This is a genomic window from Rhizobium sp. NZLR8, assembly GCF_019685025.1.
In the GTDB taxonomy this organism is placed as follows: domain Bacteria; phylum Pseudomonadota; class Alphaproteobacteria; order Rhizobiales; family Rhizobiaceae; genus Rhizobium.
This window is the reverse complement of record NZ_JABDVY010000002.1, coordinates 440,748-464,959: the sequence shown is the minus strand read 5'-3', so window position 1 is coordinate 464,959 and position 24,212 is coordinate 440,748. Positions and strand designations below refer to the sequence as shown.

Annotated in this window: 22 protein-coding genes and 1 pseudogene; 13 read left to right on the top strand and 10 right to left on the bottom strand. The window is 61.0% G+C overall.

What is annotated here, in order from left to right:
* Positions 1–28 precede the first annotated feature (28 nt).
* Genes ehuC through doeB form a run of 7 tightly spaced genes read left to right on the top strand, consistent with a single transcriptional unit; the run spans position 29 to position 6,354 of the window.
* Entirely contained in the window at positions 29–688 is a 660-nt protein-coding gene (gene ehuC, locus HJB89_RS06260) for an ectoine/hydroxyectoine ABC transporter permease subunit EhuC (RefSeq protein ID WP_207584805.1), read from the top strand.
* 4 nt (positions 689–692) lie between these two features.
* Positions 693–1,352, top strand: coding sequence for an ectoine/hydroxyectoine ABC transporter permease subunit EhuD (gene ehuD, locus HJB89_RS06255; RefSeq protein ID WP_207584806.1), 660 nt, complete (start codon positions 693–695; stop codon positions 1,350–1,352).
* A 2-nt stretch (positions 1,353–1,354) separates the two neighbouring features.
* On the top strand, positions 1,355–2,134 hold the full coding sequence (gene eutA / locus HJB89_RS06250; RefSeq protein WP_207585169.1) for an ectoine utilization protein EutA: 780 nt from the start codon (positions 1,355–1,357) through the stop codon (positions 2,132–2,134).
* Positions 2,135–2,138: 4 nt separating this feature from the next.
* Positions 2,139–3,140, top strand: coding sequence for a hydroxyectoine utilization dehydratase EutB (eutB, locus tag HJB89_RS06245; protein ID WP_221149256.1), 1,002 nt, complete (start codon positions 2,139–2,141; stop codon positions 3,138–3,140).
* A complete protein-coding gene (gene eutC, locus HJB89_RS06240) occupies positions 3,137–4,129 on the top strand; it encodes an ectoine utilization protein EutC (protein ID WP_221149254.1) in 993 nt (330 codons plus the stop codon). The genes eutB and eutC overlap by 4 nt, the downstream gene beginning before the upstream one ends.
* A gap of 28 nt (positions 4,130–4,157) precedes the next feature.
* The gene (gene doeA, locus HJB89_RS06235; protein ID WP_207584809.1) at positions 4,158–5,339 is read left to right on the top strand and encodes an ectoine hydrolase DoeA; all 1,182 of its coding nucleotides are present in this window, start codon (positions 4,158–4,160) and stop codon (positions 5,337–5,339) included.
* 7 nt (positions 5,340–5,346) lie between these two features.
* Entirely contained in the window at positions 5,347–6,354 is a 1,008-nt protein-coding gene (gene doeB / locus HJB89_RS06230) for a N(2)-acetyl-L-2,4-diaminobutanoate deacetylase DoeB (protein WP_221149251.1), read from the top strand.
* 31 nt (positions 6,355–6,385) lie between these two features.
* Here the strand turns inward: doeB and HJB89_RS06225 are convergent, their stop codons facing one another.
* Positions 6,386–8,203, bottom strand: coding sequence for a methyl-accepting chemotaxis protein (locus tag HJB89_RS06225; RefSeq protein WP_207584811.1), 1,818 nt, complete (start codon positions 8,201–8,203; stop codon positions 6,386–6,388).
* 248 nt (positions 8,204–8,451) lie between these two features.
* On the opposite strand from HJB89_RS06225, the gene HJB89_RS06220 reads away from it, so the two are divergent.
* Positions 8,452–8,700 carry a plasmid stabilization protein gene (locus HJB89_RS06220; protein WP_207584812.1) on the top strand — a complete coding sequence of 83 codons (249 nt, stop codon included), beginning with the start codon at positions 8,452–8,454 and terminating at the stop codon, positions 8,698–8,700.
* Positions 8,701–8,729: 29 nt separating this feature from the next.
* Here the strand turns inward: HJB89_RS06220 and HJB89_RS06215 are convergent, their stop codons facing one another.
* From HJB89_RS06215 to HJB89_RS06180, 8 genes are all read right to left on the bottom strand, one after another.
* On the bottom strand, positions 8,730–8,978 hold the full coding sequence (locus tag HJB89_RS06215; protein ID WP_207584813.1) for a hypothetical protein: 249 nt from the start codon (positions 8,976–8,978) through the stop codon (positions 8,730–8,732).
* Positions 8,979–9,218: 240 nt separating this feature from the next.
* A complete protein-coding gene (locus tag HJB89_RS06210) occupies positions 9,219–10,307 on the bottom strand; it encodes a DUF5666 domain-containing protein (RefSeq protein ID WP_207584814.1) in 1,089 nt (362 codons plus the stop codon).
* Positions 10,304–11,167, bottom strand: coding sequence for a DUF6502 family protein (locus HJB89_RS06205; RefSeq protein WP_207584815.1), 864 nt, complete (start codon positions 11,165–11,167; stop codon positions 10,304–10,306). The genes HJB89_RS06210 and HJB89_RS06205 overlap by 4 nt, the downstream gene beginning before the upstream one ends.
* A gap of 183 nt (positions 11,168–11,350) precedes the next feature.
* Positions 11,351–11,725 (bottom strand): hypothetical protein, encoded by a 375-nt coding sequence (locus HJB89_RS06200; RefSeq protein ID WP_207584816.1) that lies wholly within the window; start codon positions 11,723–11,725, stop codon positions 11,351–11,353.
* Between the two features lie 10 nt (positions 11,726–11,735).
* Positions 11,736–12,782: a flagellar hook-associated family protein gene (locus tag HJB89_RS06195; RefSeq protein ID WP_221149247.1), complete on the bottom strand. Its 1,047-nt coding sequence runs from the start codon at positions 12,780–12,782 to the stop codon at positions 11,736–11,738.
* Between the two features lie 2 nt (positions 12,783–12,784).
* The gene (flgK, locus tag HJB89_RS06190) at positions 12,785–14,245 is read right to left on the bottom strand and encodes a flagellar hook-associated protein FlgK (protein ID WP_221131407.1); all 1,461 of its coding nucleotides are present in this window, start codon (positions 14,243–14,245) and stop codon (positions 12,785–12,787) included.
* 13 nt (positions 14,246–14,258) lie between these two features.
* Complete coding sequence (locus HJB89_RS06185; RefSeq protein WP_221149245.1) at positions 14,259–15,551, bottom strand: flagellar hook protein FlgE; 1,293 nt, start codon at positions 15,549–15,551, stop codon at positions 14,259–14,261.
* Between the two features lie 362 nt (positions 15,552–15,913).
* Positions 15,914–16,789, bottom strand: coding sequence for an EF-hand domain-containing protein (locus HJB89_RS06180; RefSeq protein ID WP_221115018.1), 876 nt, complete (start codon positions 16,787–16,789; stop codon positions 15,914–15,916).
* A 163-nt stretch (positions 16,790–16,952) separates the two neighbouring features.
* Here HJB89_RS06180 and HJB89_RS06175 point away from each other — a divergent pair, with 163 nt between their 5' ends.
* Together HJB89_RS06175 and HJB89_RS06170 are read left to right on the top strand one after the other, a co-directional pair.
* Positions 16,953–17,600: a TetR/AcrR family transcriptional regulator gene (locus HJB89_RS06175; RefSeq protein WP_207584821.1), complete on the top strand. Its 648-nt coding sequence runs from the start codon at positions 16,953–16,955 to the stop codon at positions 17,598–17,600.
* 365 nt (positions 17,601–17,965) lie between these two features.
* Positions 17,966–20,149: a DUF1217 domain-containing protein gene (locus tag HJB89_RS06170; protein WP_221149243.1), complete on the top strand. Its 2,184-nt coding sequence runs from the start codon at positions 17,966–17,968 to the stop codon at positions 20,147–20,149.
* A 38-nt stretch (positions 20,150–20,187) separates the two neighbouring features.
* Here the strand turns inward: HJB89_RS06170 and HJB89_RS33700 are convergent.
* Positions 20,188–20,462 (bottom strand): annotated as a pseudogene (locus HJB89_RS33700) (prevent-host-death protein).
* Positions 20,463–20,623: 161 nt separating this feature from the next.
* Here HJB89_RS33700 and HJB89_RS06165 point away from each other — a divergent pair.
* The 3 genes from HJB89_RS06165 to HJB89_RS06155 are packed head-to-tail and all read left to right on the top strand — an operon-like array spanning position 20,624 to position 24,206.
* Positions 20,624–21,616: an LLM class flavin-dependent oxidoreductase gene (locus HJB89_RS06165; RefSeq protein ID WP_207584823.1), complete on the top strand. Its 993-nt coding sequence runs from the start codon at positions 20,624–20,626 to the stop codon at positions 21,614–21,616.
* Positions 21,617–21,639: 23 nt separating this feature from the next.
* The gene (locus HJB89_RS06160; protein ID WP_221115017.1) at positions 21,640–22,989 is read left to right on the top strand and encodes an LLM class flavin-dependent oxidoreductase; all 1,350 of its coding nucleotides are present in this window, start codon (positions 21,640–21,642) and stop codon (positions 22,987–22,989) included.
* A gap of 17 nt (positions 22,990–23,006) precedes the next feature.
* Positions 23,007–24,206 (top strand): M20 aminoacylase family protein, encoded by a 1,200-nt coding sequence (locus tag HJB89_RS06155; RefSeq protein ID WP_221115016.1) that lies wholly within the window; start codon positions 23,007–23,009, stop codon positions 24,204–24,206.
* Positions 24,207–24,212: the final 6 nt, after the last annotated feature.

Genomic DNA, 24,212 nt, shown 5'->3' with positions numbered 1-24,212 from the left:
GAACGATCTCCAGAGAAGTGAGTTGCCGATGTCGGTATGGTCCGGCTATCTGACACTGATCCTTGATGGCGCCCTGGTGACGCTCCAGCTGACGATCATGGGATCTGCGCTGGCGCTTGTCATGGCCTTCCTGGCGGGCCTCGGCCGTCTGTCGCGCTTCTTAGCCGTGCGGGCTCTGGCAACCGCCTACATCGAGTTCTTCCGTGGCACCTCGATCTTCGTCCAGCTCTTCTGGGTCTATTTTGTGCTGCCTTTTGCCGGCCTGACACTCACGCCGCTGCAGGCGGGTGTCCTGGCGCTCGGCTTGAACGTCGGCGCCTATGCGGCGGAAGTGGTACGCGGTGCCGTCAAGGCCGTCGGGCGCGAACAGTCGGAAGCCTGCGTTGCGCTCAACCTGTCACGATACCAGCGCATGCGCCACGTCATCCTGCCGCAGGCGCTGCCGCTGATGCTGCCGACCTTCTGCAACAACGCAATCGAGCTTCTGAAGGGCACGGCAGTCGTATCGCTGATCTCGCTGACGGATATGACCTTTCAGGCGCAGGTGGTGCGGGCGCAGACCGGCAATACGCTGGTGCCCTTCGCGACGATCCTCATTCTCTATTTCCTCATGGCCTTGGCGATTTCGGCGGCGATGCGCTGGCTGGAACGGCGGATGGCGCGCAGCCTCGACGGCATAAGGACCTGATCGGATGGAATGGGATTGGGACTTCGTCTGGCAAATCATGCCGACCCTTCTCGAAGGGTTCAAGATCACTCTTCTTGCGACCATCCTCGGCGCTGCCGTTGCCATGGTTGTCGGCCTGGGTCTTGCCATTGCGCGGCGGTCACCGGTCGCCGCCGTGTCGCGCACGGTCGGCTTCATCTCGGAATTTATCCGCGGCACGCCGCTGCTGGTGCAGCTCTACTTCATCTTCTACGTGCTGCCGGATATCGGCATCCGGCTGGCGCCGTTGGTCGCCGGCGTCATCGGTATGGGCATTCATTATGCAACCTATACTGCCGAGGTCTATCGCGCCGGCATCGAGAATGTGCCGCGCGGACAATGGGAAGCGGCCAAGGCCACCAATCTGACGACGCGCCAGGCCTGGATCCACGTGGTCCTGCCGCAGGCGATCCCGCCGATGATCCCGGCACTCGCCAATTATTTCATCGCCATGTTCAAGGAGACGCCGCTGCTTTCGGCGATCACCGTGCTCGAACTGATGAACCAGGCAAAGAGCATCGCCAACAGCAACTACCGCTACATCGAGCCGATGACGCTGGTCGGCGTATTCTTCCTCGTCATCAGCCTGATTTCGGTCGTGGGCTTGCGCTGGCTCGAGGAACGTTACGCCAGGATGGATGATTGACCATGCCCGCAAAGATCGAAATCATCCCGGCCGGCCGGCTGCCGCGACTGGACGATCGGCCGCTCGAAAAGCGCATCGGCCTGGTCATTCTGGCGACGGACCACACGACGGAGGTGGACTTTCAGCGCATGGTCGCCAGCGATCGCATCGGCGTCTATGTCAGCCGCATCCACTACGCCAATCCGGTCACACCGGAAAACCTCCTGAAGATGCAGCCGTCGCTGACGCAAGGCGCAGCCCTGATCCTGCCGGATGAGGCGCTCGATGCCGTCATGTATTCCTGCACCTCCGCCTCTGTCGTCATCGGCGACCGCAACATCGAAGCGGCGATCCACGCGTCCAAACCCGGCGTTCCCGTGGTGACGCCGACGGCTGCGGCGGTGAAGGGTCTGAAGGCGCTCGGCGCCAGGCGGATTTCGATGCTGACGCCCTATACGATCGAGACCAGCCGGCCGATGGCGGATTATTTCGCGGATCTCGGTTTTACGATCGACCGCTTCACCTGTCTCGGCCTGACGGATGATCGCGAAATGGCGCGGATCGCGCCGGATGAAATTGCCGCTTTCGCGCGCCAGGTGCTGGCGCCGCAATCCGATGCGCTGTTCATCTCCTGCACGGCCCTGCGCGCCGCTCAGGTCGCCGCCCGGATCGAAGTCGAGACCGGCAAACCCGTGGTCACCAGCAATCTCGCGACGGCCTGGGCTTGCCTCAGGCTTTGCGGCGATGATCGGCCGCGGCCCGAACTCGGTCAGCTGATGACCAAGCCTTATCGCGAAGGCTGAGATCATGGTGAGCGCTTTGTCTGTTACGCTGGAGGACATTCGTGCGGCGGCGCGGCACATTACGGGCCGGGTGCTCGCCACACCGATCGTGCAGTCGGCATCGCTCGGCGAGATCGCCGGCACTCCCATCTGGCTGAAGCTCGAACATTATCAGACGACCGGCAGTTTCAAGTTGCGCGGTGCGACCAATGCGGTGCTGTCCCTGTCGCCGGAGCAACGCTTGCGCGGCGTCGTTGCAGCCTCGACCGGAAATCATGGCCGGGCGCTTGCCCATGCGGCGAAGGCGCAAGGTGCTGTCGCAACCATCTGCATGTCGCGGTTGGTGTCGGAGAACAAGATTTTAGAAATCCGCCGCCTCGGTGCCGATGTGCGCATCGTCGGACGATCACAGGACGAGGCGCAGCAGGAGGTCGACCGGCTGGTCCGCGAGGAGGGGCTGGTGATGGTTCCGCCCTTCGATCATCCGGTTGTTGTCGCAGGCCAGGGGACGCTGGGGCTCGAAATCATCGATGCCTTGCCGGACGCCGCGACTGTGCTGGTACCGCTCTCGGGCGGCGGCTTGGCGGCGGGCGTTGCCGCCGCCATCAAAGGCGTCAGTCCGAAGACCAAGGTGATCGGCCTGACGATGGAGCGGGGTGCGGCGATGAAGGCGAGCCTCGATGCCGGGCGGCCGGTGCAGGTCGAGGAGGTGCCGAGCCTTGCCGACTCGCTCGGCGGCGGCATTGGCCTCGACAATCGCGTGACCTTCGCGATGTGCCGCGAACTTCTCGACGGCGTCATCCTGCTGACGGAAACGGAAATCGCTGCCGGCATGCGCCACGCCTATTTCAGCGAACGCGAGATCATCGAAGGCGCGGGCGCCGTCGGCATCGCAGCGCTGCTTGCGGGAAAGATCAGCTCCCGCGGTCCCGTCGTCGCGATCCTGTCCGGGCGGAATGTCGACATGGAACAGCACCGCCGGGTGATCAACGGCGAGACGGCAATCTTCGGGGAGGGTGGGCCATGAGCCGGATGATCATTCTGACGGAAGCAGAATTGCGGAAGATCATCGCGCTCGATCGCGATGCGGTCGCCTGCATCGAGCAAGCTTTCGCAGCGCTTGCCACCAAGACCGTCGCCATGCCGCCGATCCTGCGGCTCGACATTCCGGAATATCGCGGCGAAGTCGATGTGAAGACCGCCTATGTGCCCGGCATCGAAGGTTTCGCAATCAAGATCAGCCCCGGCTTCTTCGACAATCCGAAGATCGGCCTGCCGAGCACCAACGGTATGATGGTGCTGCTGTCGAGCCGAACGGGCCTGGTGCAGGCGCTGCTGCTGGACAGTGGCTATCTGACCGATGTGCGCACCGCCGCAGCCGGCGCCGTCGCGGCAAAACATCTGTCGCGGGAAAATGCCTCCGTAGCCGCCATCTTCGGAGCAGGCGTTCAGGCGCGGCTGCAGCTCGAAGCGCTGACGCTGGTGCGGCCGATCCGCGAAGCCAGGATTTGGGCGCGGGATGCCACCAAAGCGCAAGCCGCGGCAGCCGAACTCGCGGGAAAGCTCGGTTTTCCCGTCACCGTGACATTGGACCCCAGGGGTGCAATCGGCGGCGCCGACCTCATCGTCACCACCACACCCGCGGAAAGCCCGATCATTGAGGCCGGGTGGCTGGAACCCGGACAGCATCTGACGGCCATGGGCTCGGATGCGGAACACAAGAACGAGATCGATCCGGCCGCCATCGCCGGCGCCGGCCTCTATGTCGCCGACAGCCTGAAACAGACGCGGTGTCTGGGCGAGCTGCACCACGCAATCGATGCCGGCCTGGTCGCGATGGAAGAAGTCTTCGCCGAACTCGGCCAGATCGTTGCCGGCCAGGCGCAAGGACGGACGAGCGACCACCAGATCACCATCGCCGACCTCACGGGAACCGGCATTCAGGATACCGCCATCGCCACGCTCGCTTTTGCCCGCGCCGGCGCGGCGAATGCCGGGACCCCATTCGAAAGCTGACCGGCATTCGCCGGAGAAGGGAAGAAACATGACCCAGCCCAATTTGAAGTTTTCGCTCGGCGAATATGCCGCGCGGCTGGAAAAGACACGGCGCGCCATGGAGGCGAAGGGCGTAGACCTCCTGATCGTCAGTGACCCGTCGAACATGGCCTGGCTGACCGGCTATGACGGCTGGTCCTTTTATGTGCACCAGGCGGTGATCGTGCCACCGCAGGGCGAACCAATCTGGTTCGGCCGCGGCCAGGATGCCAACGGCGCCAAGTTCACCGCCTATCTGAAGCATGACAACATCGTCGGCTATCCCGATCACTATGTGCAGTCGACCGAACGTCATCCGATGGACGTCCTCTGCGGGATCCTGACCGAACGCGGCTTCGGCAAGCTGACGATCGGCGTCGAGATGGACAATTACTGGTTCTCGGCGGCAGCCTTTGCGGCCCTGCAGAAGCACCTGCCGAACGCCCGCTTCGTCGACGCGACCGCGCTGGTCAACTGGCAGCGGGCGATCAAGAGCGAGACCGAGATCAAATACATGCGCAATGCCGCCCGGATCGTCGAAGCCATGCACGCGCGCATCTTCGACAAGATCGAAGTCGGCATGCGCAAATGCGATCTGGTCGCGGAAATCTATGACGCCGGCACCCGCGGCGTCGACGGCATCGGCGGCGATTATCCGGCGATCGTACCGCTGCTGCCGTCCGGCGTCGAAGCATCTGCTCCGCATCTGACCTGGGACGACCGGCCGTTGAAAAAGGGCGAGGGCACCTTCTTCGAGATTGCCGGCTGCTACAATCGCTATCATCTGCCGCTGTCACGCACCGTCTTCCTCGGCAAGCCGACGCAGGCCTTTCTCGATGCCGAAAAAGCGACGCTGGAAGGCATGGAGGCCGGTCTTGCGGTCGCGAAACCCGGAAACACCTGCGAGGACATCGCCAATGCATTCTTCGCGGTCCTGAAAAAATACGGCATCGTCAAGGACAACCGAACCGGTTACCCGATCGGCCTATCCTATCCGCCGGACTGGGGCGAACGCACCATGAGCCTGCGGCCGGGCGACCGGACGGAGCTGAAGCCCGGCATGACCTTCCACTTCATGACCGGCCTCTGGCTCGACGACATGGGTTTCGAGACGACCGAGAGCATCCTCATCACCGAGAGCGGCGTCGAATGCTTCGCCAACGTGCCGCGCAGACTGATGGTCAAGGATTGAGGCTGTCATGAACGAGATTGGCTTGCGACCGTCGCCGATCAGCGCGACGGTGGATTTCGCCGCCGAGGGTGTCCAGCACGGCTTCCTGCGGCTGCCTTACAGCCGTGACGATTCCGCCTGGGGGTCGGTGATGATCCCGATAACCGTCATCCGGAACGGCAAGGGGCCAACGGCCCTTCTGACCGGCGGCAATCACGGCGACGAGTATGAAGGACCGATCGCGCTCTTTGATCTTGCCCGCACGCTGAAGGCCGAGGCGGTGAAGGGCACGGTTATCATCGTGCCGGCCATGAATTATCCGGCGTTTCAGACGGGAACCAGGACCTCGCCGATCGACAAAGGCAACATGAACCGCAGCTTTCCGGGCCGGCCGGACGGCACGGTGACGGAGAAGATCGCCGATTATTTCCAGCGTGTGCTTCTGCCGATGGCGGATATCGTTCTCGACTTCCATTCCGGCGGCAAGACGCTCGATTTTCTGCCGTTCTGCGCAGCCCATATCCTGCCGAACAAGCAGCAGGAGGCGCAGGCTTTCGACTTCGTGACTGCCTTTGCCGCGCCCTATTCGATGAAGATGCTGGAGATCGATGCGGTCGGCATGTACGACACCGCGGCCGAGGAGATGGGCAAGGTCTTCATCACCACGGAACTCGGCGGTGGCGGTACCGCGACGGCCAAAAGTGCGGCGATTGCCAAGCGCGGCACGATGAACGTTTTGCGCCACGCGGGGATCGTCGCGGGCGCTGTCGATGCCGGTCCGACGACTTGGCTCGACATGCCGGACGGCCGCTGCTTCTCCTTCGCGGAGGAAGGGGGACTGATCGAACCTGTCATCGATCTCGGTGACGCAGTCACTGACGATGCCGTCATTGCGCGCATCCATCCGACCGGGCGGACCGGGGTGGCGCCCCGCGAGATCCGCGCCGGAATGAGCGGCATTCTCTGTGCCCGGCATTTCCCGGGGCTGGTCAAACCAGGCGATTGCGTTGCCGTCGTGGCGATCGTTACAGGCTGAGGTGAACGGAGTTCCGGCGGCAGCTCATACGTCAAGCCGCTTTCTGCGGTCTTGACGCGCTGGCTCTCGCATCAACCTGGAAGCGGTTGACGACCCCTTCCAGCGTCTGCGTCTGAGTGCCGAGGGCTCGACAGGCCGAGGCGGTTTCGACGGCCATGGCCGCGTTGCGTTGCGTCACTTCATCCAGAGCATTGACGGAGGCGTTGATCTCGCCGATCGCCACCGCCTGTTCGGAGGACACCGAAACGATGCGGGCAATCAGGCCGGCGACCTGCTCGACCTGTCCTTCAATTTCCAGAAGCGCCTTGCCAGTGCGGTTGACAAGCTGCACCCCGCTGGAAACCTGAGCCGAGGATGTGGAAATCAGAGCCCTGATCTCCTTGGCGGCGTTGGCCGAGCGCATGGCGAGTTCGCGCACTTCCTGCGCCACGACGGCAAAACCCTTGCCCGCTTCGCCAGCACGGGCGGCTTCGACCCCGGCATTGAGCGCCAGAAGATTGGTCTGGAAGGCGATTTCATCGATGACGTTGACGATGTCGCCGATCTGCGACGACGAACCTTCGATCCTTTCCATGGCGGCGATCGCTTCGCGAACGACGGCGGCCGAATGTTCGGCGCTGGTGCGGGTCTCGGCCATCATGCCGGTTGCCTTGCCGGCATGCTCGGCGGCGTCTTTCGCCTTGACGTTCATCTCATCGAGCGCAGCCGTGGCCTGTTCGAGCATCGCGGCCTGCTGTTCCGTGCGCGACGCGAGACTCTCGGTTGCGCCCGTAATGCCGTCCGAGGAACTGCCCACTTGCCTGGAGGTCAGGGCGATCTCGGCCATCGAGGCGCAAAGTGCGTCCATGCTGTCGTTGAACTTGGCGCGCAAAGTCTCGTAGGCGGCGGCGAAGGGTGTGGCGATCCGGCAATCGAGATTGCCGTGTGATAGCTGGTCCAAGCCGTACGTCAGCTGATCGATCACCATTTCGCGGATCTGCTCGTCGGCGGCTTTTTCGGCCATCTGGCTGCGTTCGCGTTCAAATTCCGCATCGCGAAGCGCCGTCTCGCGCTTCTGCGCGCCCTCGCGTTCCAGCGCGTTGCGGCGGAAGACGGCCACGGCCTTGGACATGGCGCCGATTTCGTCGGAGCGGCTGGCATAGGGAACGTCTGTCGAATAATCGCCGTCTGCGAGGTTGCCCATATAGGCTTTCATACCGTCGAGCGGCACGATTGCCCGGCGACGCAAGAGATAGAGACCCACCAGCAACAGGCCGAATGAGCCGAAGCCCGCGGCACCCGCATAGATCGTCCAGGTGACGATTTCCGAGGCGGCATTGCGCTCCTCGCCCTTCAGGAAGGCATCGGAATTTGCGACAAGTTTCTCGACCGCATCCTGATGCGAATGAAAGGCGACGCGCAATTGCTCGATCGCACCATGCGCCTTGTCTTCATCCTTGGCGGTCAGGGCGGGAATGATCTCGCGGTTCATCACGTCCCAGAATACATCGCCCTTGGCGATGACATCGTTTTCAAGCTCGTCCTTCAAAGCCTGCGGCAGCCGGGTGGTTTTCCAATAGGCGCGGCGATCGTCGTAAGCAGCCTTGAGATTCGCGATCTTGGCCAGATTGGTATCGGTCAGTTCGGGAAATTTGCTCGCCTCGAAGGAGAGCATGTAGGACTCGACGACAAACAGCGGCGGCGGCAGAATATCGGCGATCAGATCCTTTCCGTAAACGACCTGTTCGTAAACCGGGCCATTGACCTTCAGCCGTTCGAGCGCCGATTGCTGCAATCCGATCGACATGAAGAGGCCGGCCGAAACGGCGACGCCAAACGCCACCAAACTGCGCGCAATAGTAAAGGCCAAGACCGTCTCCAAATAACTTATGGCCTCTCTTCTTCGAGACGCCTGATCTACGTGCAGCATTATTTCGCAAGAACGCTGAGATATGGTTAATTCTTTCGTTGGCAGGGGGTTGGCTCACCTGTGAAAGGCCGGTGCAACCGTCCAAAATTGGGGTGATGGCAAACAACGGCCACTTTGGTAGTAAGCTATTATCCGTCAACTCACTGGCCGGGATGCTGAGCGTCATATTTATCAGAAAGGAGATCAGTATGACCGAACCTCAGCTTGCCGTACGGAGTGCAAAGGCGCGTGATCTTGCGCGACGGCTTGCCCGCCGCGAAAATCGTTCAGTCGCCGAGATTGTCGAGCGGGCTCTCGAACACTATGAGATCTGTCAAGTCGGGCCAGAGCCAGCCATGTCCGTCTATGCCCGCCTTTCACCGCAAAGCGGGGCGGATCTCGATCTCGAAGCAGTCGTCGATGGAAGCCGCGAGATTCACAAGGGCATAGAGGTCTAAATTCTGGATTGGGTCGTTCCGGTGAGAATTTAGGCCAATCGCATCAGCATTTCGTTGAGGTCGCCGATCTTGCGCAGCAGCTCGACCAATCTATCTGTATCGTCCTGGCTGAGCCGGCCGGTTTCGCCGCTGCTGTTCCAAAGCTGTTGGAATTCTTGGCTCATCTGGAGCGCGCTGTTCATTATGCCGATGATTTGCGCGCGGTTTTCCCAGGTTGCAACGACGGTTGGTTCGTCCATCTCGATCGAAATATCCGGTTCGCGTTCCAGCAAAAGCAATTTCTGATTCCTCTTGGGCGAAGATGACTTGGTTCGGATGGCGCCATCGGGTCCGCGGTGGGCCATCTCTGCAACTACGCGGGAATACGGTTCGACTTAAAAAGCGTTTGAAACGATTGGCGGGTATGGGGCGGACCCGTTAGCCAATCGGCAAACCCTTCCCGGAATCACCCAAAGCAGGATTCGCAGGAGCAATAAAATGGGAATATTTCCCATTTGTCAATGTGGGTGACAGCGTTTTCAGTGCGGAACCGGATCGGGGGGCGGCGACCCGGGGGGCCCCGAGCCGGGAGGCGGGCCGCCAGGGCCGGGTGGCGGACCTCGCCTGCCCGGATCGGGAAAATCGCCGCCCGGCCCGCCTCTGCCGAAAGGCGAGTGATCGGGCCCCGGTCCGTTCCCGGGACCATTCGGCGGGCGCGGACCAACGCCATTGGGACCAGGTCCGGGAAAGCCAGTCATTCTGCTCGAATCCCGCACGCCGATATCGACGAAGCCATGACCATCGGGGGAGAGTTGCATCGACCCGGAAGGCGCCGAACCTCCAGGTCCAGAACCCGCCATGCCTCTGTCCCCCGGCCGGAAGGTCTCGATGTTGACGGTACCGCGTTTCAGGCCCGGCACGACAGGTTCGGCCTGAATACGAGTGACGATCAATCGATCGGCAACCGCCTTCAGACGCACGAGTGTTTGTTTGCCGGCCAGATACCCATGCGTGCTTCCAAGCGAAAGGCCGCCGATCAGGACGTGATTGCCGCTCTTGACGAGGACACCACGGACATGGACGCCATCGGAAACGGAGCGGGGCTCGATGCGCCGGGCAATGATCGTGCCGTCAGGTTTGCGGATACCGAACACGGCAACCCGCTTGCCTTTCCGCAGGCCCTTCGTCGCCAAACCTGATGCGTCGACGGTTTGCGAAAGTATTCTTATCCCGGTCTTATCAATCCGGTCGATGCGGCCCTGGACCTCGCTGACGATCGTAATGCGGGCGGCGCGCTTGCCTGTGAGCAGCACCCGGGCGACATGACCGACCTTCATCGCGCTGGCGGGAACGCGTCGTCCATCGATCTCGATCGGCGTCGTGGCGCTGAACGGTATGTGGATATCGTTGACGATAATGCTGCCGAAACCCTGGATGGTCCCGACGATGCCGGTTCCGCCGATGCCGTGATCTTCGTTCTCGCCGCCTCCCTGAATGGAAAGACCGGACCCGCCGATTCCATGATCGCTGGTGCCGGTCGGCTGCGCGGCTGTCATCGCAGGTATCAGGACCTGAAGCGCAATTCCGCCCAGCAGAAACTGTCGTCTCGAGATCGTTGACGGGCTCATTCGTCCGCCTCCGTCTCGGAAGCGGCGTCTGCCTGAGGATCCGGCTCACGCTCCTCGGTCATGACGTAGAGGCCCGAGATCCAGCGGCTGCTGCCGCCCGGATCGTCCTTGATGGCCTGATGGGCGATCTTGTTGAGCTTGAGAAGCATCGCCATCCCTTCCTCGCGCGCGATTTCGTCGAGCCGGGCGGCGAGCGCTGGCGACATCCCATCATAATGAACGGCACGTTCGAAATAGGGAGGAGGGTCGTTCATCAGGTTCATGACCGACGCCTGCACATGGTCACGAAGGTTGCGGGTAAAATAATGCCGGCGGGCTTCGTCGCCGGCATTGGGCACGATCGATGAAAGGTTGAGCCGGACCCAGCCGTTGTCGTCGACAACGACGATGCCCTTGTCCAGCCAGTCGTCGAGGATGGAGCGGGGATGGACGTCTTTGGTGATGTCGCTGACCAGGCTCTCGAATGAGGGAACACCATCGCTGGACGTCCGGGGCAAAGTGCTCGGCCTGTCCTCGGCATCGCAATAAAGCGGATCGGCAAGCCACCGCGCAAGGATGCGGCTCGTCTGCGAAACGCCCACGGTCAGGAACGATGGATCAAGCGCCAGTCCGCGCAGCCGGTTGACGTCCTTGCGGTGGATGCCTGTCAGCAGCGAGATGCGGCTATCCGTCTGCTGCTTGTTCGGCAGCGCGAATTCCTTCTCCGCCACCTCGATATAAAGCCGGCGAAGGACGACCGAAAAAGCGGTGAAGTTGAAGCCGGAGGCGAGAGCGAGTTTGACCAGCGGGCGGAGCACGCGGACCAGCATGGCCTGCAAGGTCTCTTCGGAGAACGGAAGCTTCGCGCGCGGCTTTGACATCAAGAAACACTCGGCCTGTGAAAGACCATTGCCGGCAGACTTCGACAATCGTCCTTGGTCTTCCCTATGGCAAAGTCCACACTGCCGCAACGCACAGGCGACAAGCAAGCCCGGTCCTTGCCATGCTCCCTGGCGGCGCGCGCACGATCGCGACGCCTTCCTGAAGGTATTTTTCTTATTCTATCAATGTCTTGTGTTCTCCGACTCGGGGGACAGCAAGGCGCCCTGGCGCCAATCGATCAACCGGTCGATTCGAGCAATCTTGTGGAAAACCTCGAAGACGTCGAATGACGAGCCTTTCTCGATGTAGGAGGCCAGGAGCTCGCAAAGCTCGAAGATTTCGGGGGGCGTTCCCGTCATCTCTACACCGTCGTCGGTGAAAATCCCCGATCGCGGCCACGCCTGGGCCTGTTGCTCGTCGAGCTTGCTGCCGACGAAAGGGATCGTATTGATGATGCCTGAGGCAAGCGCAAAGGCGGCCTCAGCCACGATTTCGGAGCAGCTCGTGTTGGGCTCTCTCGTTAAGGCCGGTATTTGCAGCCGCTTGAATTCCCGCATTTTCAATCCGTCAGAGATAGTTGACCAGGCTCAGGCCCTGGAGTTTTGAGACGAGCGTGTAGGCCGTTTCCAGTTGCGTCTGCAGCTGGTTGACGAGCGTCGAAGCCTCATAGGCATCCACGCCCTGGAGATCGACGAGGTTTCCCTGAAGCAGGCTCGACTGGGCATCGAGCGCGTCATTTGCCTTTTCGACCCGTTCTTGCGAGAGGCCGAGCTGGCTTTGCTGCGTCACGATGCCTGAAGTCGCCTGCGCGGCATAACCGATCGCCTTCGATGCCACCGTGCTCTGTGCGTCGGCGCTGAGATCCTGGCCGAAGAGCGCGGAGGCGACGACGGAGGCAAGCGCCAGATAACGCATGCCTTCGGAATTGGCGTTGGTGGACGAGGTGATGGTTTCCGAGCCGCTGATCCGGCTTGTCATGTCGGTGCTGGAAGCGGTCGACCAGCCTCCCGAAGCGTCCGTCCAGGCGCTTTCGGAAAACATCGGCTCGACGGTATCGGTGATGAAAGTGCCGATTTCCTCGCCGGTCAGATCGTTGACGTCTTTTCCAAGGCCGGTTGCATAATCGCCCAGCGCGGTCACGATCGCATCCGAGACCGTAGAGGACTGATCGGTCAGAGGCTGGCTATCGAGGTTCGTTCCGCCAAACAGGAACTCGCCATTCACCTCGGTGTTCGCCGTCGAGATCAGCTGAGAAATCGTGGCGCCCGCCGTCTGCAGGGCAACGGCGATGCTGGTCGTATCCTGGCTCGCCTGGAGCGCTGTCAGGTTCGAGACCAGGCTATCGCCGGCATCCTTGAGGCTCGAAAGGGCGGTCTGCGATGCGTCCATGCGCAATCCGACGACGGCATTACTTGACTGGAACGAGGCGGCCTGGTCGATGGCGCTGGTCAGATTGATCGTTTTCGCGGCGCCGGCGCCAAGGGAGACGCCGATATCGGCGTAGGTTCCGGTCGTCGCCTCCGTCGAGGCCTGCTGCAGCTTGGTTTGGGACTGGCTGATGGTCAGACGCAGGACGTTCTGCATCGCCGATGACGAGACAAAAGAGGCTTTCATGACTAGCTCGCTATATCGAGGAGCGACTGGAACATCTCGTCGATGACGTTCAGGATCTTTGTCGCCGCTTTGTAGGATTGTTCGATATCGAGGAGGAGCGTCAGCTCCTCGTCGAGGTTGACGCCGGCCTCGTTGGAATAGGCCTCGTCGGAGCGCGATAGCGCCGCAGATGTGTTTTCGGAGGCCGCCGTCGCATCGCTGCGGTATTGTTCGAGCCAGCCGATCGAGGAACTGGCATAGTCCATCAGGCTTTGCGATGTGGAAAGACCGGCGTCGGAGGAGAACGAGCGCTGTTCCGTCAACGCCGTATACAGGGCGTCGAGATTGTCCGAGAAGCCGCTGTCGCCCGAGCTGTTGAGATCGGTGATGCCGCTGATCGTTCCGTCGCGCAGCTTCGTTGCATCCCCGCCCTCGCTGGTAACGACGGCAAGATTGACCGAGATCGAGGACGCGATGCCGGTGATATCGTCGGAATCCGAGGGTGTTCCTCCAGTTGCTCCGGCCGCCGTCGTCCAGACGAAAAGTGCGGGTGCGCTGGTGCTGCCGTCGGTTTCCGAGAAGGCCTGGACGAGGGACTTGGCGATCTCGTCGAGCTGAGCCTGGAATGTCGGGGCGATTTCGTCGCGAAGCTGCAGCAGCGCCTGCAGGCTGCCCGAGGCACTTGTCGTCGATCCCTCGCCGGCGTCGAGCGCAACGCCGTCTATATAGACGGAATTGCCCTCCGTTCCGGCGACGTAGGTTGTCGTGGGCACGTATGTGACGGTGCGCGGTATGGTCTCGAACAGCACGGTGCCGTCAGAGGTGTAGAGCGCCATGTCGTTATTGTCGCGGACGGCGGTGGTCACACCGACGATCGAGGAGATCTGCTTCAGAAGCTTTTCACGCTCGTCGAGAGCCGAGGACGTATCGGCGCCCGTCGCTGTCGCCCCCTTGACCGCATTGTTGGCGGTTTCGAACTGCGACAATAGCGTATTCAGCGATGAGACCTGCGTGGCGATCTCCGCATCGGCATCGGCTCTGATCGACTGGACGCCGTCGCTTGCGGTATTCAGCGAATTGGCCAGATCCTGCGCGGCGGTGACAGCCGATTGCGCGGCGGTCGTGCTGCTCGGCGATGTAGCGAATGTCTGCAGCGCCTGCTGAAATGCCGAGAGATAAGTGCTCGGCGAGGTCTCGTAGTCATTGCCGCCCGTCAGCGACTTCAGGCTTTCGAGGCCGGTCACAAGCGTCTGCTGGGCGCTGTCCTTGGCGTTCGATTGCAGATACTGGGCCAGCAGCGCGGTTTCCTGCGCCCGGCTGATGCTGACGACCTGAGCGCCGGACAGAGACGTCGTTATCGACGCCTCGCGTCTGACATAGTCGGAATTTCCGACATTGGCGATGTTGGTCGAGACGACGCTGCTTTGCTGGCCGGTATTGTTGAAAATACTTTGGACGCTGTTCAAGGCGGAGGTAAGCGACATCTAGGCGCTCCCTTTATCGTTTCAGGTTGACGAGGACATCCATGATGTCGGAGCCGGTCTGAAACACCTTCGAATTGGCGGTATAGCTGCGCTGCGCCTCGATCATTTCCGTCAGTTCGCCGGCGAGATCGACGTTCGAACTCTCGAGGGCGCCGGACTGGATGGAGCCGAGCCCGTTCGTCTGCGGAAAGCCGGTGACCGTGACGCCGGACAATCCGTTGGCGCTGTAGACGTTGCCGCTGAGCAGCGTCAGATTGTCGGGGCTGGCGACCGTCGCAAGCGGGATCTGATAGAGCGCCTTCGTCGCGCCATTCGCATAGGAGACCGATACCACGCCGTCCGTCCCTATGGACACCGAGCTGACGGCACTGGCTGCCTGACCATCGGCAGAGCCCGTCGCCGAGAAGTCGGAGGCAAGCTGGGTGAAGTCCGAATAATCCATGGTGATCGTCTTTGCCGTGACCGGATCGACGATATCCGTGTCGGTCGCAGACGTCAGCTGGCCGTCGGCGTCGAAGGAGAGCGTCGCGACGCTCACCGCACTGGAGGAGTAGGGGAAGGACGTCGTGCCGCCGGTCGCTGCATCGGCATTGCGGTAAACCGAGACTTCCCAGGTGCTTCCAGTGATCGCGCCGGCTGAATCCGTCGTGACACCCGTCTTGGTGAAATAGTAGTCGTACTGGACGGTGCCGCCGAGGCTGTCATAGGCAACCAGCGACATCTTCTGCGTATCGTCGGTGACACCAGAGGAATTGGCGCTCGGCAGCGTCGTCGCATCCGTGACGACAATTGCCTCGGAATTCAGGTTGCCGCTGAAATAGGCGCTGGTCGAAGCGATCGCGCTCAAGCCCGATTGGGCGACGTTAACCGGCACCAGGCCGTCGAAACCGTTGACGACAACCGCCGGCACGCCGGAATCATAAGAATACCCCATAAGGGTGAAACCGGCGCTGTTGACCAGATTGCCGTCGCTATCGACCGAGAAGTCGCCGGCCCGGGTAAGAACCGGCGTGCCGTCGGGGCTTTGCACGATGAAGAACCCGTCTCCTGATATCGCCAGGTCGTAATCCGAGGTCGTATAGGAGATGTCGCCCTGTTCGGAAATCGCCTGGCGCACGGATGTCTGGACGCCGCCGGAATTGTAATTGCCTGAGGACGACGGCAGGACCAGCGACGAGAAGGAGGTGGAAACGGCTTTGTAGCCGACCGTGTTTGCGTTGGCGATATTGTCGGAAACCGTGCTCAGCCGGTTTGCCTGGGCGCTCATGCCTGAGACGGCGGTTTTCATACTTCCAAAAATGCTCATGGCTCAATCCTTAAAGGTTGGGGAACATGCCATGTGACGACAGGCTTCCAGATCCCGGATTGCGGGCGCACGACATCGCTGGCGCCGGGCAAAGCCCACACCGGTCGATGATCTGATTGTCTGGACTGACCCCGTGATGGCGATAGGCGCTTCGGCTCATCCGTGCGCTGGTGTCGTGCGCCTATTGCGGCGCACCATTTGTTCGGCTGACGGCTATGGCGGCGTTCCTGCTAGAGCATGATGCCGAAAAGTGTGAGCGGTTTTCTTATGACATCATGCGCTAACTCTCTAATTTAGAACAGGATTCAGAATTTAGGCCGACCGGGCCTAAAATCATCCTGGTCTAAACAACTAGGCGGTCGTCAGCCCGTGGCAGTGGACAATGAACCGGTGCCGGATGTGTCGAGCAGATCAAAGAGCTGGCTCGCCTGGCTTTCGGTGACGTCGTCCGGCCTACCGGCCATGAATTCGTCCAATGTCACGAGTCCGTCTCCATTCGTATCGAGATCTGAGAGCAGGGATGCAGACTGGTCATTGTCGGCGGGCGGCGGTGGCGGCGGTCCGTCGGGACGTTGCGATGACTGAGAGGACATGGCCTCGGTCAGCGCATCGACCGATAGGGACCCGGCGCTTTCGCTGTCGAAGCTATCGAAAAGCGTGCCGGCCTGATCTTCCGTCACATCGGACGGCCGGCCTGCGACGAACTCCGCCTTGCTCACCAGCCCGTCACCATCGGTATCGAGATCGGAGATCAGGGATGCAGACTGATCGTCGTCGGCCGGCGGCGGCGGTGGCGGTCCGTCGGGACGTTGCGATTGCAGGGCGGACATGTCCTCAGTGAGCGCATCGACCGATAGCGAGCCGGAATCTTCGCTGTCGAAGCTGTCGAACAGCGTACCGGCCTGATCCTCTGTCACGTCGGACGGCCGGGCTGCGACGAACTCGGCCTTGCTCACATAGCCGTCGCCATCGCTGTCCAACTGCGCAACGTCCATGCCGGCGCCGCCGCCCTGCTCTTGGCTGGAGCCGGACTGACCGGTGAGGCCGTTCATCGCCAGCGACATCAACTGGGCCATGAGTTTCTCGGCACTGTTGGTCGTGTCTTCGTCGGACTGCTGGCTTGTGGTTGATTTTTTTGCCGAAACCGTATTACAGGATAGGATGTCCTGGGATGCGGATGTCGAGCTCTTGCTATAGGAATAGGAAGAAATTGATGTTGCGGCCGAAATGGTCGTCATAAGCGCTCCATCGCTAGAGGGTGGGGATGCAACGCATTACAGAACTTATGAGTTCTCTAAATCGAAATTGCTAATGCCACAACCGAAAAAATCATCCCTCAGAAATCGCAGTCCGCTTTTCAGGCTCGTCGGCATGCGCTTCGGTAAGGCGGTCTAGATCGTCATGGATGGTGTCGACGAGCCCGCAGATGAGCCGCGCAAGCGAGGCCGGCCGAAAGTCTCCAGCGATGAGGACAAGCGGGCACATATCGTCGAAATCGCTCGCCGTGTTTTTGTAAAATGCGGCTATGCCGGAAGCACGACCGCGGTCGTCGCCACGGAGGCAGGCGTTTCGAAACAGACGCTCTACAAACTGTTCCAGAGCAAGGAAGAGCTGTTTGCCGCCGTCGTCGGCGCGCATCGGCGCATGATGCTCGATCTGCCCAGGCCCGCGGAAGATCTCTCGATCGCCGAGAGCCTCGAACGTATCTTCATGATCGACATGGATGAGGAGAAGGACGCGGATCGTGCCGGTTTCCTGCAGCTCGTCTTTCGCGAGGCGGCTCAGTTTCCTGAGCTTGTCGACATTCTGCAGCATGAAGGCATGCTTGCCAGCCGCCAACACCTTGCCGACTGGTTGAACGATCGCCGGGCCGAAGGCAGGTTGGCGCTCGACGACCCGGCAAGCGGCGCCCGCATGCTGATGGACATGATCTTCGGCGGTATGGGCCCGCCGGAAGGGCGGGCCCAGGCGTGGCCCGATCGGGCGAGGCTGCTTGCCCATCTTCGCCGTTGCATCGCCATCTTTGCCGCTGGCGTCGGCGCCGCCTGAAGCGCATCGCATTTTTCAACTTCCAATTCCGCATCAGATGAATTATAGAACTATGGAGTTCTATTAAATTGATTCGGCCACATGGACGTGGCTGTGCTTCGCCATGATCGGCGCCGACATTCCCGCAGAGATGAAAAGTTCCCCCGTGATTGCCGGCAGGCTTTCGCGCGGCGCCGCCGTGCTTAAAGCATGTCGCCCGGAAGTGTGCAGCGGTTCCGGGATAACGACATGCATAAAAACAGAGGACTAAAGCGCGTCGCATGAATCAAGTTTGATGCGACGCGCTTTAGCGCAAATCCAGCAAAAGCCGCAGAGCGATTTTGCGTTCGGAAACGCGTAAAAACCAGAGGTTAGAGGGACAAACGTTGGTTTCCACTTATGTAAGCTACCTCTCGGTCGCTCGAAATCTCGGCGCCAGTCTTTCGAACGTCGCATCCCAGGCCACGGTTGCCCGCGACAGCGCCTATTACAAGGAAAACATCGGCAAGGTCACGACGGTCGATGACTTCATGGGTGATTACAAGCTCTATTCCTATGCCATGAAGGCCTACGGGCTCGACGACATGACCTATGCCAAGGCCTTCATGAAGAAGGTGCTGGAAAGCGACCTCAGCGATTCATCGAGCTTCGCCAACAGCTTGAGTGACAGCCGCTATGCCGAGTTTGCAGCCGCCTTCAAATTTTCCGGCGAGACGAAGACGGCGCAATCGGACGTGCAGCGGGACAATCTGCTCGATGCTTATGAGACGTCCTTCGACACCGAGGCGGACGACATCGCGGATGAGACGGATTATTTCGAAGAGAATATCTCGTCGATCACCTCCGTCGATGATTTCCTGTCGAGTTCGAGGCTGAAGAACTATGCGCTGACGGCCTTCGGTCTCAGCACCGACTATACCTCAAGCAGCTTCTTGAAGGAGGTTTTGACGAGCGATCTCGACGATCCCGACAGTTTCGTCAACCAGCTCGGCGACGACGTCTATGTCAGCCTGGCAAAAGCCTTCAACTTCAACGAGGACGGCTCGACCGACGGCGACGTGATGTCGGAAGATCAGATCTCGCTGATGACGAGTGGGTATGCGGTGGCCTCGTCGACCACTGCGTCTTCGGACACCGGAGAGGCCTATGACACCTATTTCGCTGCAGAAATTGGAAACGTCACCTCCGTCGATCAGTTGATGAGCGACGATAAGCTGGTCGGCTATCTCAGGATCGCCTACGGGCTGACCGACGACGAATCCGACACTTTCATTTCCGCGGCGCTGAAAAGCGCCGACATCGCCGACGCGATCGGCCTGTCCAATTTGCACGACGCCTTCAATTTCGATGAAGACGGCGCGCTTGCCGATGGCGACACCGCCCAGACGTCGGAACAGACCGCCACGACCACGGCAGCCTTCGATGAAAATTACCAGGTGCTGGTCGCCAATACCAGCACGGAAGACGCCACCGACAACTATACGACGCGCATCGCCAGCGTTACCTCGATCGATGATTTCCTCGTATCGAATGCCGATGACGACGATGACGACAACGACGATCTCCCGGAAATGTGGGAAATGGCGTTGCGCGCCTATGGCATCGATTCCACCGAGGTTTCGAGAAGCGAGGTCCGGAAGATACTCGAAAGCGATCCAACGGACGCCAAAAGCTATGTCAACAGCCTGAACGATGACCGGTTCGTCGCCTTTCGCAAAGCCTTCAACTTCGACAGCGACGGCGACGTCACCGTTCCCTTGCAGGCCATGTCGGAATCCGTCGTCGACGACTATGCCGCCTATTACAAGCAGAACAAGATCCGCTACCTCGAAGGGAACGAACTGACCGAGGCGACCGATGCGGCGGATGACGAGATCAGCTATTTTCGCGAGCAGATGGCGACGATCACCACGGCGAGCGAATTTCTGGCCGACGATCGCCTGGTTTCCCTGGCGCTCGAGGCCAAGGGGCTCGACCCTGACGATGTCACGTCGGACGAATTGGAGAAGATGTTTTCTTCCGATCTCGACGACGAAGATAGTTATGTCAACAAGCTGGACGACAATCGTTTCGCCGAACTCGTCGGCTCGTTCAATTTCGACCAGGACGGCAATATTTCCACCGATCCCACCGGGACGGTGCAGCAGCGCGGCGATGTGCTCGACACCATCGACTCCTATGTCAGGCTGACGCTTGAGGACGATCAGGGCGATAGCAACACCGGCGTGCGCCTCGCGCTCTATTTCCAGCGCAAGGCGCCGGAGATTTCGAGCGCCTATGACATTCTGGGTGACAGCGCGCTCTTCGAGTTTTTTACCACGACCTTCAACCTGTCCAGTTATGTCTCCAACATGGACGTCGACAAGCAAGCCGAGATGGTCAACAATTTCATCGACATCAAGGATCTGGCGGATCCTGACAAAGTCGACGATCTGATCAAACGCTTCACCGCCATGTATGATGTCGCCAACGGCACCGGCACCACGTCGACAGCACTTTCGATCCTCACCGGCTCAGCGACGATAAGCTCTGACACGCTGCTTGCAATGGCGCAGTTGAAAAGCGGCTGAGTGATCTTTACTCCCCGGTTCGTGAGGACCCGCCCACATCAAGATTGGCTGTCTGCCAGACGTTCGCGGCGTCGCGAAGGACTTGGCAGCGGGATGAATTGCCTGCCTCGACTTGCCGGTTGATAGGCGCCGGCACCTTCAGGGGCGCCGGTGCCTCGTGGGTTTTCGTATTGACCGACTGAAGCGTGATGGCGATCAGCTGCAGCTTGTCCTTGAGTGACCGGATATTCCCGGGCGCATGCGCTTTGAGGTAGCTGATCGGCTTGACATGCGCCGACAGCGTCCTGCGGTAACGCCCTTTGGCCCAGAATATCGAACGCCCCAGGCCTGGCCTGGAGAGGCTCCGATTTCCATCTCAGGCGCGGCCGCTTTTTTCACGAAACCTCTGCGAAAGAGAATGTCATTTCTTATAACGAAGTTTGTCTACTGATTTTATAGATTATACTTTGCAACCAGCGATCGGCTCGTGATGTCATGACCTATCTCCTCAGTCTTCTCGACAAAAGTCCGATCGAACAGGGTTTCACCGCTGCGGATGCGTTGCGGACGACGGTCAAGATTGCTGCCCGAGCCGAGGAACTCGGTTATCACCGTTTCTGGGTGGCCGAGCATCATAACATGTCCAATCTGGCGAGCTCGGCGCCGGAAGCGCTGATCGCCTACCTTCTCGCCAGGACCTCGAAAATCCGTATCGGCTCGGGCGGCGTCATGCTGCAGCATTACAGCGCCTACAAGGTTGCCGAGACCTTCAATCTTCTGGCATCGCTTGCACCCGGCCGCGTCGATCTCGGTGTCGGCAAGGCGCCGGGCGGCTTTCCGCTTTCGACACGCGCGCTGCAGCTTGGCGTCGATCCGGCAAGCAAACCGGATTTTGCCAGCCAGCTTTCCGATCTTAACACCTATCTCGCAGCCGACCCGAATTACGAGGGTGCGCAGGCGACCCCTTTCCCGCCCACCGCTCCCGAACGTTTCCTGCTCGGCGCCAGCGTCGACAGCGCCAAACTTGCTGCCGAGAAGGGCTGGGAACTGGTTTTTGCCGGTCACCTGAACGGCGATCCCGACAATCTGCGCAGGACCTTTGAGGCCTATGAGCAGGCATCCGGCGGCAAGCGGCCGATCCTGGCGCTCGCAGCCTTTGCCGCCGAAAGCGAGGATTATGCCCGCGAGCGCGTCGGCAATCTGCGCATCGTCAAGGTGTTTCTGCCGAACGGCCAGACCGTCAATGTCGGCAGCGAGGAGCAGGCGGCTGAATTTGCCCGCCAGGCCGGCGTCACCGATTACCGCATCGAGGAGAAGGTGCCGAGTGTGCTGCACGGCACCGCAACGCAGATCCGCAAGGAATTGGACGAGTTTCACCGCCGCTACGGCGTCAACGAATTCGTGCTCGATACGCCGGCGCTTTCAACCGCCGAGCGCCTGGCCTCCATCGAGCTGCTCGCCGAGGAGCGGCTTTCCCTCGTCGCCTGACCGTTTTCAAGGAGATCGATCCCATGGCTCAGAAACACGTCACGTTCGGCATCATGCTGCAGGGTCCCGGCGGTCACATGAATGCCTGGAAGCATCCAAGCGGGCCGGCGGATGCCAGTGTCAATTTCGACTTCTTCGTCACGACGGCGCGTAGCGCGGAGGCGGCCGGCATCGCTTTCGCCTTCGTCGCCGACGGGCTCTATATCAACGAGCAGTCGATTCCGCATTTCCTCAACCGCTTCGAGCCGATCGCCATTCTCTCGGCGCTGGCGGCATCGACCTCGAAAATCGGTCTCGTCGGCACGGTCTCGACCTCCTACAGCGATCCCTTCACCATCGCCCGGCAGTTCGCTTCGATCGACCTCATCAGTGGCGGCCGGGCAGGGTGGAACGCGGTGACCTCGCCGCTCGAGGGCTCGGGGCGCAACTACAGCCGCGAACATCCCGAACATGAACTGCGCTACGAGATCGCCGAGGACTATATCGATGCGATCAAGGGTCTGTGGGATTCCTGGGACGACGACGCCTTCGTCCGCAACCGCGAGACCGGCGTCTTTGTCGACAAGACCAAGATGCATCGCCTCGACCATAAGGGCCGCTTCTTCCGCGTCGAGGGGCCGCTCAACATCGGCCGTTCGAAGCAGGGTCAACCGGTCGTCTTCCAAGCGGGCGCTTCGGATTCCGGCATCAGGCTCGCCGGCAAACATGCCGATGCCGTTTTCACCAATGGCGGGCCTATCGAGGAGGCGCAGGCCTTCTACCGCCAGCTCAAGGACAGCGTGATTGCGCATGGCCGCCCGGCGGCGGAGGTCGGCATCTATCCCGGCATCGGCCCGATCGTCGGGAAGACGGCCGAGGAAGCGGAAGCCAAGTACCAAGCGATCCGCAACCTCGTCACTATCGAGGAGGCGCTGCTCTATCTCGGCCGCTTCTTTGATCATCATGATTTCGCCGTCTATCCGCTGGACGAGCCGTTCCCCGAACTTGGCGATATCGGCAGAAACAATTTCCGCGCTACCACCGACCGCATCAAGAGGACGGCGCGCGATAAGGGCCTGACGCTCCGCCAGGTCGCGCTTGATTCCGCGACGCCGCGCACCGCCTTCATCGGTACCGCGGAGCATATCGCCGACGAGATCATCCGCTGGGTGGACCATGGCGCTGCCGACGGCTTTATTCTCGGTTTTCCCGTCATCGCCGAGGGTTTCGCCGACTTTGCCGAATACGTCCTGCCGATCCTCACGGAGCGCGGTTATTTCGATCCGGTCCTGAAAGGCGAGACGCTGCGCGACCATTTGGGTCTGCCCTTCCGCGAAAGCCGGTATGCGGCCGGTGCGGACCGCCTCGAGCGCGGAAAGGCCGTCGGCGCCTGAGGCGCTGACGAACCGTCATGGACATCATCGCTCGGAACCCGCGCAGCAACGATCCGGTCGAAAAGGGCATCGCCGCCTATCTCGACGAGATCATCGCGCTTCGCCACGATCTGCACCAGTATCCGGAGCTTGCGTTCCAGGAACTCAGGACCAGCAAGCTCGTGGCATCCCGCCTTTCCTCCTGGGGCTACGAGGTGGCGACGGGCATTGCCGGCACCGGCATCGTCGCCACCCTCAGGCGCGGCGACGGCAGGAAGCGGATCGGCATTCGCGCCGACATGGACGCGCTGCCGATCGAGGAGGCAACCGGTCTTGCCTATGCCAGCAGCAATCCCGGCGTCATGCATGCCTGCGGCCATGACGGGCATACCTCGATCCTGCTGGCGGCCGCCCGTTATCTCTCAGAGAGCGGTAATCTCAGCGGCACGCTCAGGCTGATCTTCCAGCCCGCCGAGGAAATCGGCGCCGGCGCACGCAAGATGATCTCGGAAGGCATGTTCGAACGGTTTCCTGTCGATGCGGTCTTCGGGCTGCATAACTGGCCGGGTGTGCCGACGGGGCAATTCGGCTTCGTCACCGGTCCTGCCATGGCTTCGGTCGATCAGGCGGTGATCAAGATTGTCGGCAAGGGCGGCCATGGCGCGGAACCGCACCGCGCCGTCGATCCGGTGCTGGCGTCCGCCTCCTTCATCACCGCCCTGCAAAGCGTGGTCTCGCGCAATGTCGATCCGCAGGACATGGCGGTTGCCACCGTCGGCTCGATCCATGCCGGCTCCGCCTCGAACGTCATCCCTGAGAGCGTGGAGATGAAGCTCACCATGCGGGCCTTCAGCGAGACGGTTCGCCAATTGCTGCAGGAGCGTATTCCAGCCCTTGCCCGCGCCCAGGCCGAAAGCTTCGGCGCCGAAGCGGACGTGAATTATCGCCTCGGCTTTCCGGCGTTGGTCAATCACGCCAAGGAAACGGCATTTGCCCGTGATGTCGCACAGGACGCACTCGGTCTGGCGGCGATCGAGAAGGATTTCCGGCCGAGAACCGCGAGTGAGGATTTCGCCTTCATGCTGAAGGCCAATCCCGGCAGCTACCTGTTCGTCGGCAATGGCGACAGCGCTCCCCTCCACAGCGCCCACTATGATTTCAACGACTCGGTCATTGCGCCTGCCGCCCGCTACTGGGTGCGGCTCGTTGAGGCCTTCCTCACTGATGACAACGGGTGATGAACG

Coding starts and splice junctions, on each gene's coding strand:
- flgK (WP_221131407.1), bottom strand. CDS start 14,245: ATGTCGCTTACCTCCGCCTTGAACAGCGTCCAAAGTATTTTCAACAAT.
- HJB89_RS06160 (WP_221115017.1), top strand. CDS start 21,640: ATGGCTCAGAAACACGTCACGTTCGGCATCATGCTGCAGGGTCCCGGC.
- eutA (WP_207585169.1), top strand. CDS start 1,355: ATGCCCGCAAAGATCGAAATCATCCCGGCCGGCCGGCTGCCGCGACTG.
- doeB (WP_221149251.1), top strand. CDS start 5,347: ATGAACGAGATTGGCTTGCGACCGTCGCCGATCAGCGCGACGGTGGAT.
- HJB89_RS06180 (WP_221115018.1), bottom strand. CDS start 16,789: ATGACGACCATTTCGGCCGCAACATCAATTTCTTCCTATTCCTATAGC.
- HJB89_RS06155 (WP_221115016.1), top strand. CDS start 23,007: ATGGACATCATCGCTCGGAACCCGCGCAGCAACGATCCGGTCGAAAAG.
- HJB89_RS06205 (WP_207584815.1), bottom strand. CDS start 11,167: ATGTCAAAGCCGCGCGCGAAGCTTCCGTTCTCCGAAGAGACCTTGCAG.
- ehuD (WP_207584806.1), top strand. CDS start 693: ATGGAATGGGATTGGGACTTCGTCTGGCAAATCATGCCGACCCTTCTC.
- HJB89_RS06200 (WP_207584816.1), bottom strand. CDS start 11,725: ATGCGGGAATTCAAGCGGCTGCAAATACCGGCCTTAACGAGAGAGCCC.
- eutC (WP_221149254.1), top strand. CDS start 3,137: ATGAGCCGGATGATCATTCTGACGGAAGCAGAATTGCGGAAGATCATC.
- HJB89_RS06210 (WP_207584814.1), bottom strand. CDS start 10,307: ATGAGCCCGTCAACGATCTCGAGACGACAGTTTCTGCTGGGCGGAATT.
- HJB89_RS06195 (WP_221149247.1), bottom strand. CDS start 12,782: ATGAAAGCCTCTTTTGTCTCGTCATCGGCGATGCAGAACGTCCTGCGT.
- HJB89_RS06165 (WP_207584823.1), top strand. CDS start 20,624: ATGACCTATCTCCTCAGTCTTCTCGACAAAAGTCCGATCGAACAGGGT.
- HJB89_RS06175 (WP_207584821.1), top strand. CDS start 16,953: ATGGATGGTGTCGACGAGCCCGCAGATGAGCCGCGCAAGCGAGGCCGG.
- doeA (WP_207584809.1), top strand. CDS start 4,158: ATGACCCAGCCCAATTTGAAGTTTTCGCTCGGCGAATATGCCGCGCGG.
- HJB89_RS06185 (WP_221149245.1), bottom strand. CDS start 15,551: ATGAGCATTTTTGGAAGTATGAAAACCGCCGTCTCAGGCATGAGCGCC.
- ehuC (WP_207584805.1), top strand. CDS start 29: ATGTCGGTATGGTCCGGCTATCTGACACTGATCCTTGATGGCGCCCTG.
- HJB89_RS06220 (WP_207584812.1), top strand. CDS start 8,452: ATGACCGAACCTCAGCTTGCCGTACGGAGTGCAAAGGCGCGTGATCTT.
- eutB (WP_221149256.1), top strand. CDS start 2,139: ATGGTGAGCGCTTTGTCTGTTACGCTGGAGGACATTCGTGCGGCGGCG.